The 17,639-nt window shown below is 45.6% G+C and carries 18 protein-coding genes; 15 read left to right on the forward strand and 3 right to left on the reverse strand.

Translation table 11 applies throughout. The features are described 5' to 3' along the window. Positions 1 to 8: 8 nt before the first annotated feature. From ICV32_RS03580 to ICV32_RS03640, 13 genes are all read left to right on the forward strand, one after another. Entirely contained in the window at positions 9 to 1,394 is a 1,386-nt protein-coding gene (locus ICV32_RS03580) for a TAXI family TRAP transporter solute-binding subunit (RefSeq protein WP_215371988.1), read from the forward strand. Next, positions 1,391 to 2,593 carry an aminoacetone oxidase family FAD-binding enzyme gene (locus ICV32_RS03585; RefSeq protein WP_215371990.1) on the forward strand — a complete coding sequence of 401 codons (1,203 nt, stop codon included), beginning with the start codon at positions 1,391 to 1,393 and terminating at the stop codon, positions 2,591 to 2,593. Before ICV32_RS03580 ends, ICV32_RS03585 begins: the two co-directional genes overlap by 4 nt. A gap of 113 nt (positions 2,594 to 2,706) precedes the next feature. Continuing rightward, positions 2,707 to 3,180, forward strand: a complete 474-nt coding sequence (locus ICV32_RS03590) for a 4Fe-4S dicluster domain-containing protein (protein ID WP_215371992.1) — start codon at positions 2,707 to 2,709, stop codon at positions 3,178 to 3,180. Between the two features lie 12 nt (positions 3,181 to 3,192). Then, a complete protein-coding gene (locus ICV32_RS03595; protein WP_215371993.1) occupies positions 3,193 to 5,040 on the forward strand; it encodes an aldehyde ferredoxin oxidoreductase family protein in 1,848 nt (615 codons plus the stop codon). Between the two features lie 6 nt (positions 5,041 to 5,046). After that, complete coding sequence (locus ICV32_RS03600) at positions 5,047 to 6,303, forward strand: NAD(P)/FAD-dependent oxidoreductase (RefSeq protein WP_215372528.1); 1,257 nt, start codon at positions 5,047 to 5,049, stop codon at positions 6,301 to 6,303. Between the two features lie 9 nt (positions 6,304 to 6,312). Beyond that, positions 6,313 to 6,564 carry a sulfur carrier protein ThiS gene (locus ICV32_RS03605; RefSeq protein WP_215371995.1) on the forward strand — a complete coding sequence of 84 codons (252 nt, stop codon included), beginning with the start codon at positions 6,313 to 6,315 and terminating at the stop codon, positions 6,562 to 6,564. A 332-nt stretch (positions 6,565 to 6,896) separates the two neighbouring features. Continuing rightward, entirely contained in the window at positions 6,897 to 8,954 is a 2,058-nt protein-coding gene (locus ICV32_RS03610; protein WP_215371997.1) for a TonB-dependent receptor domain-containing protein, read from the forward strand. Positions 8,955 to 9,093: 139 nt separating this feature from the next. Beyond that, entirely contained in the window at positions 9,094 to 10,371 is a 1,278-nt protein-coding gene (locus tag ICV32_RS03615) for a sorbosone dehydrogenase family protein (RefSeq protein WP_251371920.1), read from the forward strand. Between the two features lie 14 nt (positions 10,372 to 10,385). Then, on the forward strand, positions 10,386 to 10,964 hold the full coding sequence (locus tag ICV32_RS03620) for a cytochrome c (RefSeq protein WP_215371999.1): 579 nt from the start codon (positions 10,386 to 10,388) through the stop codon (positions 10,962 to 10,964). A 4-nt stretch (positions 10,965 to 10,968) separates the two neighbouring features. Then, positions 10,969 to 11,367 (forward strand): VOC family protein, encoded by a 399-nt coding sequence (locus ICV32_RS03625; protein WP_215372001.1) that lies wholly within the window; start codon positions 10,969 to 10,971, stop codon positions 11,365 to 11,367. Positions 11,368 to 11,633: 266 nt separating this feature from the next. Continuing rightward, complete coding sequence (pufB, locus tag ICV32_RS03630) at positions 11,634 to 11,786, forward strand: light-harvesting antenna LH1, beta subunit (RefSeq protein ID WP_108508170.1); 153 nt, start codon at positions 11,634 to 11,636, stop codon at positions 11,784 to 11,786. Positions 11,787 to 11,813: 27 nt separating this feature from the next. Beyond that, complete coding sequence (locus tag ICV32_RS10055; RefSeq protein ID WP_256437870.1) at positions 11,814 to 12,011, forward strand: light-harvesting protein; 198 nt, start codon at positions 11,814 to 11,816, stop codon at positions 12,009 to 12,011. Positions 12,012 to 12,115: 104 nt separating this feature from the next. Next, positions 12,116 to 13,555, forward strand: coding sequence for a PucC family protein (locus ICV32_RS03640; protein WP_215372004.1), 1,440 nt, complete (start codon positions 12,116 to 12,118; stop codon positions 13,553 to 13,555). Between the two features lie 105 nt (positions 13,556 to 13,660). On the opposite strand, the gene ICV32_RS03645 is transcribed toward ICV32_RS03640, so the two are convergent. Next, the gene (locus ICV32_RS03645; RefSeq protein ID WP_215372006.1) at positions 13,661 to 13,855 is read right to left on the reverse strand and encodes a hypothetical protein; all 195 of its coding nucleotides are present in this window, start codon (positions 13,853 to 13,855) and stop codon (positions 13,661 to 13,663) included. A gap of 83 nt (positions 13,856 to 13,938) precedes the next feature. Between ICV32_RS03645 and ICV32_RS03650 the strand changes: the two genes are divergently transcribed. Further along, positions 13,939 to 14,388 carry a lipopolysaccharide assembly protein LapB gene (locus ICV32_RS03650; RefSeq protein ID WP_251371921.1) on the forward strand — a complete coding sequence of 150 codons (450 nt, stop codon included), beginning with the start codon at positions 13,939 to 13,941 and terminating at the stop codon, positions 14,386 to 14,388. Positions 14,389 to 14,393: 5 nt separating this feature from the next. Here ICV32_RS03650 and ICV32_RS03655 read toward each other — a convergent pair whose 3' ends face one another. Both ICV32_RS03655 and ICV32_RS03660 read right to left on the reverse strand, forming a co-directional pair. Beyond that, positions 14,394 to 15,353 carry a tripartite tricarboxylate transporter substrate binding protein gene (locus tag ICV32_RS03655; protein ID WP_215372008.1) on the reverse strand — a complete coding sequence of 320 codons (960 nt, stop codon included), beginning with the start codon at positions 15,351 to 15,353 and terminating at the stop codon, positions 14,394 to 14,396. Between the two features lie 72 nt (positions 15,354 to 15,425). Beyond that, entirely contained in the window at positions 15,426 to 16,493 is a 1,068-nt protein-coding gene (locus ICV32_RS03660; RefSeq protein WP_215372010.1) for a tartrate dehydrogenase, read from the reverse strand. A gap of 124 nt (positions 16,494 to 16,617) precedes the next feature. Between ICV32_RS03660 and ICV32_RS03665 the strand changes: the two genes are divergently transcribed. Continuing rightward, complete coding sequence (locus ICV32_RS03665; protein ID WP_215372012.1) at positions 16,618 to 17,625, forward strand: class 1 fructose-bisphosphatase; 1,008 nt, start codon at positions 16,618 to 16,620, stop codon at positions 17,623 to 17,625. Positions 17,626 to 17,639: the final 14 nt, after the last annotated feature.

Here is a 17,639-nt window from a genome sequence, read left to right on the forward strand (position 1 = left end):
CATTAATTATGGGCAGTTTCAAGGAAGACTTCAAAGATACTGCTGTTGCTGTTCTTGAAACCGCTCAGGATCAGTTCCGAGATGCCATCAGTTTCATTAAAGAAACCTGGCCTCTGCTACTCCTTTTGCTTGTTATTCTGATTGGTCTGCTTGCCTATTGGAATCCGCCCCCACCGCGCTACATCATGATGGCATCTGGTATCGAAGGCGGTTCGTATGAGCAGTTAGCGTCTAAGTATGTAGACTTCTTTGCAAAAAGAGGTGTGACCATTGAATTGGTCCGCACTCAGGGTTCGCAAGAAAACATTACTCGTCTTGCTGATCGCAAAGATCCCATCCAGGCTGCTTTTGTTCAGGGCGGCTCCTTGCATACTAAACAAGTTCCCGGTGTTGAGTCCCTCGGAAGTGTCGACTATGAGCCGATTTGGGTTTTCTATAAAGGATCATTTGTAAAAAACGGCTTATTGGATCTTGATAAATTCGCTAAAGCACGCGTCGCAATAGGACCCGAGGGCAGCGGCACCCATGTGCAAGCCATGAATATTTTGCGAGTTAGTGAAGTCGATCGACTGCCAAAACTATTACCAATCAAAAATGATGAAGCTGTGACCGCGTTAAAAAACGGTGAAGTTGATATTGTCTTGATGGTTGATGGCTTACGCGCTAAAAATGTCCAGGCTCTATTAAACGATCCAACGGTTAATTTATTGAGCTTTAATCGAGCTGCAGCATATACCAAGAACATCCATTATCTTGAGGAGCTCGAGATACCTATGGGTGGCTTTAATATTGCGCGTAATTTCCCACCTAATGACACCAAAATGCTTTCTACCGTCACTAACTTACTGATTGACGATCGGATGCACCCAGCGATTCAGTTTCTGTTTCTTATGGCAGCCCAAGAAATCAATGGCAAGGAATCTTTTTTTACTAAGCGCGGAGAGTTTCCTGCATTTATGAACTCGGAGTTTCCAGAAAGCCCGATAGCGCAACAGTTTCATCAACGTGGCTTACCAGTCTTGATGGACTTCTTACCATTTTGGGTGGCTGAATTTGTGCATCGGATGTTCTTTACATTATTACCATTTTTTGCGATTGCGTATCCAATCATCCTATCATTACCTAGTTATCGACTAAGACGGGTGCAATCAAAACTCAATCGTATTTATGGGGAGCTAAAGTTTTTTGAGAATGATCTCTTAGTGAGCTACGATCCCAAGAAGTTGCCGGACTATTTAGAAACGTTAGCTGGAATGGAAAGACGCGCCCTCGCGCTGAAAGTGCCTAAGCGCGCTTCAAGTGATTTCTATACCTTAAGAAGTAGTATTGATTATGTGCGCAACGCGCTGAATCGAGGCGATCACCAAATTCTGGGTCGAGAAAGCGCCATTTGATTTGGGATGCCATCATTATCGGTGGTGGTGCTGCCGGACTTTTTTGTGCAGGAATTGCAGGTCAACTTGGTAAAAAGGTTTTAGTACTCGATCACGCGCCAGTTTTAGGTGAGAAGATCCGCATTAGTGGTGGAGGGCGATGTAATTTCACTAATCTTCATTCGGCCCCTGAACACTTTTTATCGCTCAATCCCCATTTTGTAAAGAGTCCGCTAGCACGGTATTCAGCAAAAGATTTCATCAATTTAGTGCGCGAGTACCGCATTCCGTTTCATGAGAAACATCGCGGTCAACTATTTTGTGACAACTCCGCAAAAGATATTATTCAGATGCTGCTGACTGAGTGCCAGAAGGGCGATGTCACGGTTCATCATCCAGTATCGGTTACCCATATCAGCCAAACGCAATCGCATTGGTCTTTAGAAACGACAGATGGAATTAAAAAAGCGACTCATCTAATCATTGCAACCGGTGGCTTACCGGTACCAGCGATTGGCGCGAGTGATTTTGGGTTACAAATTGCCAAGCAGTTTGAAATCCCAACCACATCGGTACGGCCAGCACTGGTACCGCTTTCGTTTACTTCCAATGAGTTTTCAGCATTCACCAGCTTGGCTGGAATCAGCATAGAGGCGAGCGTCCAGGCGGGACAGCGTAATCAAAGTTACGGAACCTACCGTTTTGACGAGGATTTATTGATTACTCATAAAGGTCTCTCTGGCCCAGCTATTTTGCAAGCCAGTAGTTATTGGCAAGAAGGCGAAGCCATTCATATCAATTGGTTGGGTAAGGCTGATTTTGATGCGCTCTTTTCAGAGGCCGACAAAAAAAATGTAGATACGATCCTCGCAGAAGCGCTACCGCAACGCGTTGCACAATTATTAACTGAGCAACTTAAGCTCACTAAACGCAATTGGGCAGAAGTGTCTAAGAAAGATCGAGAGGTCTTGCGCACTCATTTAACTAAAGCACAAATGAAGCCTGCAGGAACCTTGGGTTGGAAAAAAGCGGAGGTGATGTTAGGCGGGATTGATACAAAGGCCTTAGATGGGAAGACCATGATGGCCAAAAACCTTAAGAATCTCTACTTCATTGGCGAGTGCGTGGATATCACCGGCCACCTCGGAGGGCATAATTTCCAGTGGGCTTGGTCCTCAGCCTTTGTTTGTGCGAATGCGATAGCGCATCTCAAAAGTTAACAAAATTAAGGGTTTTTACTGACCCAAGAGGAAGTTACTTGTTCTTGGCATGGCTTGTCCTTAATATTGAGCAATATAAGCAAAATTATCATTTACACGATGGGGATACTCTCATGCAGAAATCACTACTCATTAATGCGGATAAATGCACTGGCTGTTTGCAATGTGAAATGGCGTGTAGTTACGAAAATTACGGCGTATTTAATACCGCCAAATCTCGGATCAAGGTTTTTGATTTTCATACCACAGGAAAAAAGGTTCCTTATACATGCACGCAATGCGATGAAGCCTGGTGTTTAAAAGCATGCCCGGTTGATGCAATTCGGATTGATGCAAATACTGGCGCAAAAGTAGTGATTGAAGATGTGTGCGTAGGTTGCAAAGTCTGTACGATCTCATGTCCTTTTGGAACAATTAATTATGTGCAGGATTCTGGCAAAGTCCAGAAATGCGATTTGTGTGGAGGCGATCCCGCTTGTGCCACTTCGTGTCCAACCGGCGCCATTACCTACGTTGATGCCGATTGGACCGGCTTGGATCGAATGAGAGCTTGGGCAGACAAGCTTGGCAACCAACCCGCTGCTTAAGAGGAGATCATTATGTCTTGGTCAGGAAAAATTCTTCGTGTTAATTTAACTAAGGGTACTTGCCAGTCTGAGCCTCTTAATATGGCATGGGCTAAGGAGTACTTAGGTTCCCGTGGTCTCGCTTCGAAATACCTTGTCGAAGAAATTGACCCTAAGGTGGATCCCTTATCGCCTGATAACAAAATCATCTGGGCTACCGGACCGTTAACGGGAACAATGGCATCGACCGGCGGGCGCTACACCGTTGTAACCAAAGGCCCACTAACTGGGGCGATTGCGTGCTCGAATTCGGGAGGATATTGGGGGGCCGAACTCAAAATGGCAGGTTGGGACATGATTATTTTTGAAGGTAAATCGCCCAAACCTGTTTATTTATTTATCCAAGATGACAATGCGCAATTATTAGACGCCAGTTCCCTTTGGGGTCAATCGGTTTGGGAAACAGAGCCAAGTATTAAAGCTAAACATCAAGATCCGCAAATTCGTGTTTCATGCATTGGTAAGGCTGGTGAGAACCAGGTTTTATTTGCATCCGTCGTCAATGATTTACATCGAGCCGCAGGCCGCTCTGGAGTTGGCGCTGTGATGGGAAGTAAAAATCTGAAGGCGATTGCTGTTCGGGGAACCAAGGGGGTTGGTAATTTGAAAGACCCCAAAGGCTTTATGAAAGCGACTGCAGCTGCAAAGGCTGTTTTAGCTGGGCATGCTGTGACTGGACAAGGATTGCCGACCTATGGCACACAAGTGCTGATGAATGTGATTAATGAAGTTGGCGCTTTGCCAACGCGCAATCACAAAGATGTTCAGTTTGAGGGCGCTAAAGATATTTCGGCAGAAGCCATGGCCACCCCGCGTGAAACCGATGGTAAGCCTCATCTAGTAACAAACCAAGCCTGTTTTGGTTGCACGATTGCTTGTGGACGAATTTCAAAAATTGACGAGACTCATTTTTCAATTCAGAACCGCCCTCAATACATTAATGCCTCGGGAGGCTTAGAGTATGAAGCTGCATGGGCTCTTGGCGCTGCCAATGGAGTGAATGACCTTGAGGCTTTGCAATTTGCCAATATGGTTTGTAATGAAGAGGGCATGGACCCAATCAGTTTTGGCGCAACGATTGGCGCTGTAATGGAAATGTACGAAATGGGAGTGCTTAAAAAAGAACAATTAGGCATTGAAGCCCCATTTGGTTCAGCGAAAGCGCTTTGCTATTTTGCTGAGATCACTGCAAAAGGCGAGGGCTTTGGAAAAGAGATTGGACTTGGTTCAGCAAAGTTAACCAAGAAATATGGTCAGCCCGATTTATCGATGAGTGTGAAGGGTCAAGAGTTTCCCGCCTATGATGGCCGAGTTGTTCAGGGTATTGGTTTAGCCTATGCAACATCGAATCGAGGCGCATGCCATCTTCGTGGCTACACCATTGCGTCGGAGGTCTTAGGTATTCCGGTCAAAACAGAGCCTACTGAAACGAATGGCAAGCCCGAGCTGGTGAAGGCATTTCAGGATGCTACCGCCGCTTTTGACTCAGCTGGTATTTGTATTTTCACGAGTTTTGCTTGGACCCTTGCGGACGTGGCTCCTCAGGTGCAAGCTGCCTGCGGTGAAGAGTTTACGGTCGAAAATTTAAATACGATTGGCGAACGAATTTGGAATATGGAGCGCGACTTTAATAATCGTGCTGGCTTTACGAGTAAAGATGACAATTTACCGAAGCGTTTGATGACCGAACCTGCAAAAACAGGACCCGGTAAGGGTACCGTTAGCGGTCTCGATAAGATGCTCCCCGAGTATTACAAAGTTCGTGGCTGGGATAGCGAAGGTCGTCTAAATTCCGAAACTCGCAAACGTTTAGGTCTTTGAGTAATGATGAAGCATGTCATTCTGGGCAATGGCCCAGCGGGAGTGTTGGCTGCTGAGCAGATTCGTCGTCTCAAGCCAAATGATTCGATTGTTCTGATTGGATCAGAGGACTCCCCGCCGTATTCACGGATGGCCATACCTTATTTGTTAGTTGGAAATATTTCTGAAGAAGGCACATTCCTACGAAAAGATGCCAATCATTTCTCCAATTTAAAGATTGAGCAAAAAAAAGCGCATGCAACACGGGTGGAGCCTGGGAGTAGACGCGTCACCCTTGATTCGGGTGAGATTATTTCTTACGATCGATTGCTAATTGCCACAGGATCTAAACCGATTCGACCGAATATTCCAGGAATTGATCTGCCTGGCGTGCATCCCTGTTGGACGCTTGAGGATGCTCGTGCGATTCAAAAGATTGCGAAGCCAGGCGCACGGGTGCTCCAGATGGGTGCAGGGTTTATTGGTTGCATCATTTTGGAAGCACTTGCAAGCCAGGGCGTCAAGCTTACGGTAGTAGAGATGGGCGATCGGATGGTGCCGCGCATGATGACCGAAAAAGCGGGAGGACTCATTAAGCAATGGGTTGAGCAAAAAGGAATCACGGTTTATACGAAGACGAAGGTGGAGGCTATTGCGCAAGGAGGCTCTGGTCTGCAGGTGAGCCTGTCCAATGGCGAGCGTATCGAAGTTGATCTTGTGATATCGGCCACAGGTGTAAAACCAAATATTGAATTCTTAAAAGATTCAAAGCTAAGTATTCATACAGGAATTACTGTCGATGATTGTATGCAAACCTCGGACCCTAATATCTATGCCGCTGGAGATGTCACCGAATCAACTGATTTCTGCACCGGCAAACCTATCGTTAATGCCATTCAGCCCAATGCTGCAGATCAAGCCATGATTGCAGCAACCAATATGGCGGGTGGTCATGCGCAAACCCGAGGCGCTTTACAAGTCAACGTTCTCGATACCCTAGGGCTTATTTCAAGTTCATTTGGTCAATGGGCTGGTGTTGAGGGAGGGCAGTACGTTGAACATACCAACCCGGATCAATATCAATATATTCGCCTGGAATTTGATCGCGATCGCTTAATCGGCGCGACCAGTTTAGGTTTAACAGATCACATCGGAGCGCTCCGTGGTTTGATTCAGACCCGCGTTGCTCTTGGGGAATGGAAAGATAAATTGCTCGAGGATCCGACCCAAATTATGGCTGCGTATCTAGCCAAGGGGCAATCTCAAGCAGCTTGGATTGCTTAAAATTTAGTGATGCAGGTAACCCTCAAGCTTTTTGCAAGCCTTACCCCGTATTTGCCAAAACATGCCAAGCGCAATGAAGTGCAATTGGATGTACCAGAGGGTATTACGGTTGCCCAAATGATTGAAATGCAAAATTTACCAAATCAATTAGTGCATTTGGTTTTACTAAATGGCCACTTTGTTGCCCCAGATCAAAGGGCTACTACGATCATTCAAGAAAATGACGCCCTTGCACTATGCCCACCCGTTGCGGGCGGATAATGCAGTTTGAATGTTTGATGGGTTGTACAACTGAGGATCTATTACGATGGTTACCAGATGCGCTTGGCGACTATTATGGAGATTGTTCTTTAGAAATTGATGGCAAGATATGGTTGCAATCAGCTCATGCAAAGGTACGGATGATTGGATTTACGAGGGATGACCGTCAGATTTCTTTGCTGCGGATACCCCAGTTAGATCTTCAATTATGCTTTTTCAATTTAACTATTGATCAAGTTCAGGTGATCTTAGAGCGATTTGACCTATACACAAGAAGGGGCGGAGGTTGAGAATATTGCAGGCTAGTAAAAATAACTTTAAATGGCTTTAATTTGCGCAAACAACCGATCCTTTTAACAAGTCTTCTTGCTTTTCAATTCGCTTACGCCAAAGAGCCCGAGTACGAGGCTCCGCCATTGGATGAGGTGGTCATCTCCGTCAGTGGCTATGAGCAAAAAATATTGGATACAGCTGCTTCAGTTAATGTCGTCACTAGCAGTCAGATCCACAATGGACAGGCAGAAAATAATCTCTCTGAGCCCTTAAATCGTGTACCAGGCATTTTTGCTCTAAATCGCCAAAATTATGCGCAAGATTTACAGATTTCATCGCGTGGCTTTGGCGCAAATTCAACATTTGGTACGCGAGGCATCAGATTGTATGTTGATAATATCCCCGGAACTGTTGCGGATGGACAGGGTCAAATTTCGCACATTGATTTGCCATCCACAGAGCGTATCGAAGTAATTCGAGGCCCATTTTCAGTTTTGTACGGAAATTCATCTGGCGGTGTTATCAGTGTTTTCTCAGAAGATGGCGGCCCTAAAAATAATATTCAACCTTATTTTGAATTAGGTTCATATTCGCAGCGTAAGGCTGGCATTAAGGCAAGCGGATTATATAAAAACACAAACTACTTATTTGATGTTGGCGATTTTCATACCGATGGCTATCGCGTTCATAGTGCGGCCGACCGATTTAACGCCAATTCAAAGATTAAATTTAGACCAGTGAGTGATTCCGTGATCACTTTCGTTGCCAATAATGTCAACCTCAGTGCCCAAGACCCTTTAGGTTTAACAGCGGCGCAGTTGGTTGCAAACCCCAAACAGGCTGGTAATAACGCGATTTCTCAAAATACTCGCAAGACAGTTCTACAAACCCAAACTGGATTCACAATTGATACTCGCATTGATCAAAAAAATCAGCTGCTATTTACCCCTTATTATGGGCAGCGTCATGTGACCCAATTTCTTGCTGCAACCAACAATGGAGTTATTGATTTAAAGCGAGATTTTTATGGAATGGATAGTAAGTGGATTCATAAAGATCAATTGATTGGGATGCCATTGACATTCGTTGGGGGAGTTGATTTCAACGAAAATGATGATCAGCGTCAAACTTATCAAAATAATGGTGGTATTCAGGGAGCGCTAGGGCAAACGTATCGGATGAGCGCTAAAAACTTTGATCAATATGCTCATATTGATTGGCGTTTATTAGAGCGCCTAGCTTTAAATTTTGGAGCGCGTAATTCGCAAACAAATTTGAGCTCGATTAGTAATAATCCCAGTCTTAACAATACAAGTAGCGGATCTCATGCGTATCAAGCCCTGACGAGTATGGTTTCGTTGCAATATTACTTATCCGAAGTTTCGAACGTTTATGTGTCGTATGGTTCAAGCTTTGATACACCAACCTTAAATCAAGTGACCTATAACTCATCCTTTACAGGATCTAATTTTGGTTTAAATGCCGCAACGACTAAACAGGTTGAGATTGGTTTTAAGTCTAAATTGTCTAAATCAGCGCAAATTATCCTTGCTCTATTTAATGCGAATACAAGCAACGATATTGTGGTTGGTGCCTCAAGCTTTGGACGAACATCCTTCACGAATGCCCCAAAAACTAATCGTCAGGGTATCGAAGCAAGCGCCCAATTAATTTTGCCCCATCAATTTGAGCTGAATATGGCGTACACCTTGTTAAATGCAACGGTTAAGGAAGCTTATTTAAATAATAATGCTTACGTATTAAGTGGCAATCGAATACCGGGCGTGCCAAATCAAGGATTGTTCTCCGAGTTATTGTGGGTGAAACCGAATAAATCCATTGAAGCTGCTGTTGAGGCGCGAGTGAATGGTTCGATGGCTGTTAATGACATCAATAGTCCCAGCATGGCCACTGGATATGCTGTTCTGAATCTTAGAACAATGTTTCGACAAGAAATCGCTGGGGGGTGGTCGTTGTCCCAGTTTTTTAGGATTAACAATATCTTGAATCGATCCTATGTGGGGTCTGTAATTGTTAATCAAACGAGTAGCCAATTTTATGAACCTGCCCCAACTCGCAACTGGTTAGTGGGCGCCAAGGCAAATTATCAGTTCTGAGGGCATTTGCTTTGGGGCTAATGAAATGCCATCTATCAGGCAAAACCCTTATTAACTGTTATATCCATTACGGTAAAAAGGGATTACATTTAAGTACTAACCTAGTTTAATAGTACTCCAACAAAAAGGGGAAATAACCATGATCCATCGATCGATTTCAATTGCTTCAATGGCTGCGTTTGCTTCATCACTCTTGGTTTTGCAAGGCTGTGCAACCGCTCCGGCCCCTAAGGCTGAGGCGCCTGCTCCAGCCCCAGCTGCTGCTGCGCCCGCTCCGGCATGGAAGCAGGGTATGGGCCCTGATATGGCTAATTCCAAGTTGGCCCCACTGCCTGGAAAGATGACGGTGACCCCTGTTAGCGATATTCCGATTGATAAGTTGAAATTACCACCCGGTTTCAAGATTGAGGTGTGGGCAACGGGGATGCCTGGTGCTCGAGCGATGGCACGCGGTGATAACGGCAAAATCTATATTGGTACTCGAGCAATTGGTCGAGTCTATGAGTTGAGCGACAACGGTAAAGAGCGAACCAGCCGTGTGGTGGTAGATAAACTCGTTCAGCCCGCAGGAGTGGCTTTCAAGAATGGCTCTTTATATGTAATGGCAATCAATAAAGTACTTCGTTACGACGGGATCGAAAAAAATCCAAACGTCACACCGGTTGATCTAACAGCGAAGTTCAATTTACCCCCGGAGCAACATCACAACTGGAAATACATCGCCTTTGGCCCAGATGGTAAGTTGTATGTACCTTTTGGAGCCCCTTGCAATATTTGTGAGCTGCCAACTCCGGAATATGCTCAGATTCGTCGGTATAACCCAGATGGATCAGGTATGGAAGTGTTGGCAACGGGCGTGCGGAATACGGTTGGCTTTGATTGGCATCCCACCACCAAGCAACTCTGGTTCACCAATCATGGGCGCGACTGGATGGGAGACGATAAGCCAAATGACACCTTAAGCCGCATGCAAAAAACGGGGTTGAATTACGGCTTTCCCTATTGCCATCAAGGGAATTTACCCGATGACGTTGTGAAGAAGGCTAATCCTTGCGCTGGAGTCGAGCAGCCTGTTGCCTTAATGGGCCCTCATAGTGCCGTGATGGGCCTAAAGTTCTATACCGGCAACATGTTTCCTGCCGAATATAAAAATGCTGCCTTTATCGCACGTAAGGGTTCATGGAACCGTAATCAAAAAATTGGTTATGACGTTGTGATGGTAAAGTCTAGCGCGGATGGTAAAAACGCTAAGATCACCCCATTCATCACTGGCTTTATGAACCCTGCTGACCAATCCTTTTGGGGACGTCCTGCATATTTATTACAGATGCCAGATGGCTCGATGTTGGTCTCTGACGAGCAATTGGGTGCAATTTATCGCGTGACTTACAAAAAGCAACAAGTAGCAGCTAAGTAATCCGCAGTATTGATGTGCAGTATCTACGAATAGCGACGTTAGCCTTAGGACTTATCTGTTCTAGTGCAACGTCGCTTTCTTTTGCCCAAGATATTAGCGCTAAGTTACAAGTCTGTGGTGCTTGCCATGGCCCAGATGGCAATTCAAAGATTGCGGGCACTCCGTCTTTAGCGGGTCAGCCCAAGACCTTTCTAGAAAATCAGTTGGTGATGATTCGGGAGGGACTGCGCGATATACCCGCCATGAAAGGTCAGCTCGACGGTGTAAGTGATGCCGCAATTGTGGCTATTGCTAAGTTTTACTCAAACAGCCCCGCAATATCCCAAGCAGGACCTCGCAATGTAACTTTGTTTGAAAAGGGTCAAACTATTTCAAAAGAGGCTTTGTGTGGAACATGCCATTTGCCAAATTATGTTGGTAGAGATCAGATGCCACGTATTGCTGCTCAACGCGAAGATTATCTTCTCTATAGCATGAGGCAGTTTCGTTCTAATCAGGCTATTGGTAGAGATACAATCATGGCAGCATCACTTTATGGCATGAGCGATGATGATCTAAAAGCCATTGCTCACTATCTTTCTCAATTAAAGTAAGCCCATGACTCTTCTTATTGACCGCGTTGATCACCTCGTTCTTACTGTGACGGATATTGAGAAGACCACCCAGTTTTACGAAAGGGCACTCGGTTTTGAGCGGGAGTTCTTTAAGGGGCCGGAAGGGCAGCCACGCTATGCCTTATTGTTTGGCTCCTACAAGATCAATCTTCAAGATAAAAATACCGAGACCCCAACGAAGGCAAAAGTTCCAACCATTGGTGCGGGGGATTTTTGCTTGATCTCAAAGGTGCCACTCGATGACTTTATTGCGCATCTTCAAAAAGTTGGTGTGGCGATTGATACCGGGCCGGTGCAACGGCGTGGAGCGCTGGGGCCAATTCGCTCGGTGTATTTCAGGGATCCGGACGGAAACCTGGTCGAAGTGGCCGAATACATCTAAATTTCACTGGAAAGCACCACAAAAGCCCCAAAAAGGGACTTTTTTCTATTTCTTTAAATCACTGATTTAACTCAGTAATTTCCTTATTTTTCCATGGGTGGGCATTTAGACGCCCATATATGTATATTTTTATTGACAAAGATATATGTAAAATTAGAATTACACTTAGGAAAAGTAGGTTATTTCGATTTTGTGGCAGAGGGTGTCATAAAACCCGCGTGCGGGTGGAGCACGAGCAGTAGGGTGTCTTTCAAAGGGAGAAAACTATGTCAGACCCAAACAAGGTATGGCCCACCGGCTTAACGGAGGCTGAATCTGAAGAGTTACACCGTAATCTGATTCAAGGCACGCAGTTTTTTGGCATGATCGCAGCTCTTGCCCATTTGCTTGCGTACATTTATTCGCCTTGGCTGAAATAAGGAGATTAAAAAATGATTTACGGAAAAATGTGGTGTGTCGTAAAACCATCCGTCGGGATCCCATTGTTTTTGGGCGCCTGTGCAGTTGGTTCATTCGCTGTTCATACAATGATTCTCAACAATACAACGTGGGTTAAAGCATTTTTGAATGGCAACGCTGATAAAGTCGCAAGCGCTTCGGGCTCATCAGCGGGAGCACCTGCAGCACCTGCAGTGAAGAAGTAAAGTACTTTAATTTTTCACTAGTCCGAGGTCGGCGGGCCTCGGACTTTTTGCATTTTGATAGTGAGTCTTGACGCCGGTTGATCCTGATGGTGAGATAGCTATACATGAAACGCTTAAGCGAGAAACTAGTGCAATCCTGGGCCAGTCTTGGTCCTAAGTTTCTGCCGTTTGCGGATGCCGCTACCCCCGACTTACCTCTCTCGCGTCTTCTGCGACTATCCTTATTTCAGGTTTCGGTTGGCATGGCCTTAGTGCTATTAATCGGGACACTCAATCGTGTCATGATCGTCGAGCTAGGTGTACCCGCCTCCTTGGTCGCAATCATGGTTTCCTTGCCATTGGTGTTTGCGCCATTTCGAGCATTAATTGGTTTTCGCTCGGATACCCATCGCTCTGAACTTGGGTGGCGACGTGTTCCCTATATTTGGCTCGGAACCTTAGTTCAGTTTGGCGGTCTTGCAGTCATGCCATTTGCCCTATTGGTTTTGTCCGGCGGTGGAAATTCGGCCAGCGCCCCAGCTTGGATTGGTCAGGCCTCTGCCGCCCTTGCTTTCTTATTCGTGGGGGCCGGTATCCACATTACCCAAACCGTTGGCTTGGCACTCGCAACCGATTTAGCCCCTCAAGAGTCGCAACCCAAAGTAGTTGGACTGATGTATGTCATGTTGCTCCTCGGAATGATTGTGAGCGCATTTGTATTTGCCGCGGTCTTGGAGGATTTTTCACCAGGCCGTTTAATTCAAGTGATTCAGGGGTGCGCAATTACGACGATGATTTTGAATGTGATTGCGCTATGGAAGCAGGAGACCCGTGATCGAAGTCGTCGTTTTAAGAATCCCGACCAACCCACATTTAAACAATCTTGGGAGCTCTTTTGCAAAGGCGATCACGCTATTCGTCGCTTAACCGCAGTTGGTTTGGGAACCATGGCATTCACCATGGAGGATGTTCTGTTGGAGCCCTATGGCGGTGAAATTCTTAAACTTAGTGTTAGCTCCACGACATTCTTGACTGCAACCTTGGCAATCGGTGGCTTAATCGGATTTGGCCTTGCATCGCGGGTTCTAAGCCGTGGGGCTGATCCATTTCGGATGGCCAGTATGGGGGCATTGCTTGGCTTACCTGCATTTATGGCGGTGATTCTGGCGGCCCCGTTAGCCTCCGCATCACTCTTTAGCTTCGGGGTCTTTCTCATCGGTTTTGGAGGCGGTTTATTTGGTCACGGTACATTAACCGCCACCATGAACCTTGCACCACCGGAGCAGCGCGGCTTAGCCTTAGGTGCCTGGGGTGCCGTGCAGGCTACTGGGGCGGGTATTGCGATGGCCTTGGGTGGAGTGATTCGTGATCTTGTTAATTATTTCGCGATGAACAGTTATTTCGGTCCTGCTTTGATCGACCCGAGTACAGGCTATATTGCTGTTTATGCACTCGAGATCGTGCTCTTAATTGCGACGATCATTGCCATGGCCCCATTAATCAAGCAACGGGTATTACCGCAACCCTTGCAAACAAGTTCGAGCGGTATGGGTCGTAGTTCTTAATCAAGGAGAAAGCAATGGAAGCTGGTTATGTTGTTGCGATTTTGATTGTTGCCATCGGCGCCATGGTCGCCATCCGGAATATGAATCGCCGGAAATAAGTGTTACCTAGGAATCGCTTTTGCGTTTTTTACCCAAAAACGATTCCACGATGATGGAGCAAAATACTGCCCCGAGAAGGGCGGTAATCACGGCCATGATCGGCCCACTGATTTGCAAGCCAAACTCGTAACCAAATTTTAGGCCAACGCCCACCGCAACTAGGTAGGGGATCAAAAAGAGGTAGTTGCGAAGATTCTTCATAGGCATCATCTTAGCGGGAGACGTTCTGATCAGCAATTTTGATGGAGTTGGATCATAATGATTCATCATTTGGAGGATCCATCATGGCGATCAAACGTTTTGCTATTACTGTTTTCTCAATCGTGTTTTCATTGGGCGCGATCGCAGCAGATACGACCCCAAGTGAGTCAGCTCCCTCTTGGCAAGCGGATGCGCAAAAAGAGATTAAGGCAAATAATTATGATGCTGCCATCAAAACACTACTTGCAGCCAATCAACCCAATTCAGCGGATTGGAATAACCTGCTCGGTTATGCGCAACGCAAAAAGACCCCGCCGGATTTAGCCGCTGCGGAGCGCTACTATCAGGCGGCGTTGAAGATTGATCCAAAACATCGTGGCGCCTTGGAGTATTACGGTGAGTTGTTTTTAATGAAAAACGATTTAGCCGGTGCCGAACAAATGCTGGCAAGACTCAATAAGGCCTGTTTCTTACCTTGTGAGGAGTACCGAGATCTTAAGGACGCAATCGCAAAGTACAAGGCAAAAAAATAATTTCCCTATTTAATCATTCCAGCATTCTTTGCATCCTCCATCGCTAGAGGAGTTTTCTCCTTCATAAAGGCAGGAATTTTATTAACTGGGATATCCACCACAACAAATCCCATATCCTCCAGCCGTTTTTTAGCTTCAGGATCAGCATTGAGTTTGCCGATAAAGTCTGACATTTTTTCTTGAAGAGCGAGAGGCGTTGATTTAGGCATGGCCACTCCTCGATACGCACCGTCAACCCAATTAAGCCCCAACTCTTTAAAGGTTGGAACATCGGGTAGTGCGGGATGCCTTTTCTCGGTAGCAATTGCAAGAGTTCTAACCTTACCTTTTTGCTGAATCGCTAAAGGAAGATAGCCCATGGCTCCGCTAACATGCATTCCGATCAGAGAAGAGACCAAATCACCAGTCCCTTTAAATGGAACATATTCCACTTTGATACCAGCTAATTTATTGAAACGTTCGGTTGCCATGTGATTTGCAGAGAATTGAGCTGATCCTGCAAGGGTTAATTTCCCCGGATTTTTCTTGGCTGCTGCAACAAAATCTTGAAAGGTTTTGTAGGGACTATCGGCAGAAACCATTAGGGCATCAGGCGTAAAGTGGTAATAGTAAATTGCATTAATGTCAGCAGTTTTATATTGAATACCCTCTTGCAATGGTTGCAAAATAGTATGCGGAATATTGACACCGATGATGTTTGTGCCATCCGCAGGGTAGGTGTTTAACTGACTCCAAACCATCGCACCACCAGCGCCAGAGCGATTAATCACAATCATTGGCTGATTATATTTTTTGATCGCAATATCAGCCTGAATTCGGGCCACTATGTCAGATTCCCCACCCGCCGGAAATGGAATAATGTATTGAATTTGTTTGTCGATAATAGGTTGCGCGTGCGCACCACCAAAACCGAACACAAAAAAGATCAAAGCAAGTTGCTTAAAAATACCGATCGTTTTATTCATGACATTCTCCTTAGGTTTTATCAAGTATTCACGATAAAGATCAAATTTCGTCTTGGTATGAACCCTAAGCACTCAAGAATGAATAGCTTTTATCACTGCATTACTGACGTCAATCATTTTGGCTTGCCCACCTAAATCGCGAGTATGAAGTATTGGATTGGCAGTGACCCCTTCGATCGCCTGCATGAGTAGCTTTGACGCTTCATTTTCACCAAGATGGTCAAGCATCAAGACAATCGACCAAAAAGTACCAATAGGGTTTGCTAAACCTTGTCCCATAATGTCAAAGGCAGATCCATGAATAGGTTCAAACATCGATGGATAGCGGCGCTGGGGATCAATATTACCGGTTGGGGCAATTCCCAAACTGCCTGCTAATGCAGCAGCTAAATCGCTTAAAACATCAGCATGTAAGTTACTTGCCACAATCGTATCTAGAGAGCTCGGTTTATTAATCATGCGGGCGGTTGCGGCGTCTACCAATTCTTTATCCCATTGCACATCTGGGAAATCACGGGCTACCTCACAAGCAATTTCATCCCACATTACCATTGCATGGCGTTGAGCATTTGATTTCGTTATCAGTGTTAATTTTTTTCTTGGTCGTGATCGCGCTAAAGCAAAAGCAAAACGTTGAATGCGTTCGACTCCAACACGAGTCATGATGCTAATATCGGAGGCAACTTCAATGGGGTGACCTTGATGAGCCCGTCCTCCAAGACCAGAATATTCACCTTCTGAATTTTCGCGGACGATCATCCAATTAAGATCTTCGGGTTGACAATTTCTTAATGGCGTTTGAATTCCAGGCAATATACGGGTTGGGCGAATATTGGCATATTGGTCAAAGCCTTGACAAATTTTGAGGCGTAGGCCCCACAAAGTAATGTGATCTGCAATCTTTGGATCCCCAGCCGAACCAAATAAGATGGCATCTTTGTTACGTAAATGATTTAGACCATCCTCAGGCATCATGATTCCATGTTTGCGGTAATAGTCACCTCCCCAATCAAAACGTTCGAAGTCAAACTTCATCTGAGGAAAGCGCTTTTCAAGGGCAGCTAGAATTTTTTCGCCTTCGGGGATCACCTCTTTTCCGATTCCGTCACCGGGAATGGATGCAATTTTGTATGTTTTCATGCGCACTAAATCGTTTGTTCTAGAAGGTTTGAGGTTAACAGAAACCGATTTATCAAAAAAGGTGCGCTAACCAAAATATCTGAGAAAATAGAGTTTTAATTAATGAGTCAAAAGACCCGCCACCATGCCAGCAGGGAGAATCACGCTTTTAGAGTATCTACGCCAGCAATCGGCCCAGCATCAATCTCTTCACCCTGATCTTGGTAAGCTTGTTTTAGAAATTTCTAAAGCAGTTCAAGAAATTTCAGTATTGACTTCCCAAGGAGCACTCGCTGGGGTGCTGGGTAGCTTAGAAAGTCAGAACGTTCAGGGTGAGACCCAAAAGAAATTGGATGTTCTCTCCGATGAGATTCTGATTCAGACCTTTCAATCCGGTAATTTAGTTGCCGGAATTGCATCCGAAGAAAACGATGAACCACTGAGTAATCCTAAGGGCGGCTCTTTTCTATGTCTCTTTGATCCACTCGATGGCTCATCCAATATTGATGTCAATGTTTCAGTCGGAACTATTTTTTCAATACTGCCTGCAACCCCGAACACCACGCTTACAGTGAGTGATTATTTGCAAGTGGGGCGCAAACAGATCGCAGCAGGGTATGCGATTTATGGGCCAGCAACGATGCTAGTTTTTAGTTTGGGTCGCGGTACACACGGCTTCACCTTGGATGCAGTATCGAGTGAATTCATACTGACACATCCTGATATTCAGGTTCCTGCGGATACTAGTGAGTTTGCCATTAACGCTAGCAATGAGCGCTTTTGGGAGCCACCCGTGAGTCGCTACATCAGTGAATGCAAGCAAGGTAAAACCAGCCTGCGGGGGCGTGACTTTAATATGCGCTGGATTGCGAGTATGGTGGCAGATGTGCATCGGATCTTGATGCGCGGTGGGGTATTTATGTATCCAAAGGATACGAAGGATCCAAGCAAGCCAGGGCGCCTGCGTCTCATGTACGAGGCCAATCCCATGACCTTTGTGGTGGAGCAGGCAGGCGGCCTCGGTTCCACTGGACGTCAACGCATCTTGGACGTTCAACCGGAAAGCATTCATCAGCGGATCCCAGTAATTCTTGGGTCTAAAAATGAAGTAGAGCGTATTGAGAACTATCACCGCGATCATGATCGCGCGTAACACCAACAACACGA

Origin of the sequence: Polynucleobacter sp. MWH-UH24A, assembly GCF_018687475.1 — a bacterium.
Classification (GTDB): Bacteria; Pseudomonadota; Gammaproteobacteria; order Burkholderiales; family Burkholderiaceae; genus Polynucleobacter.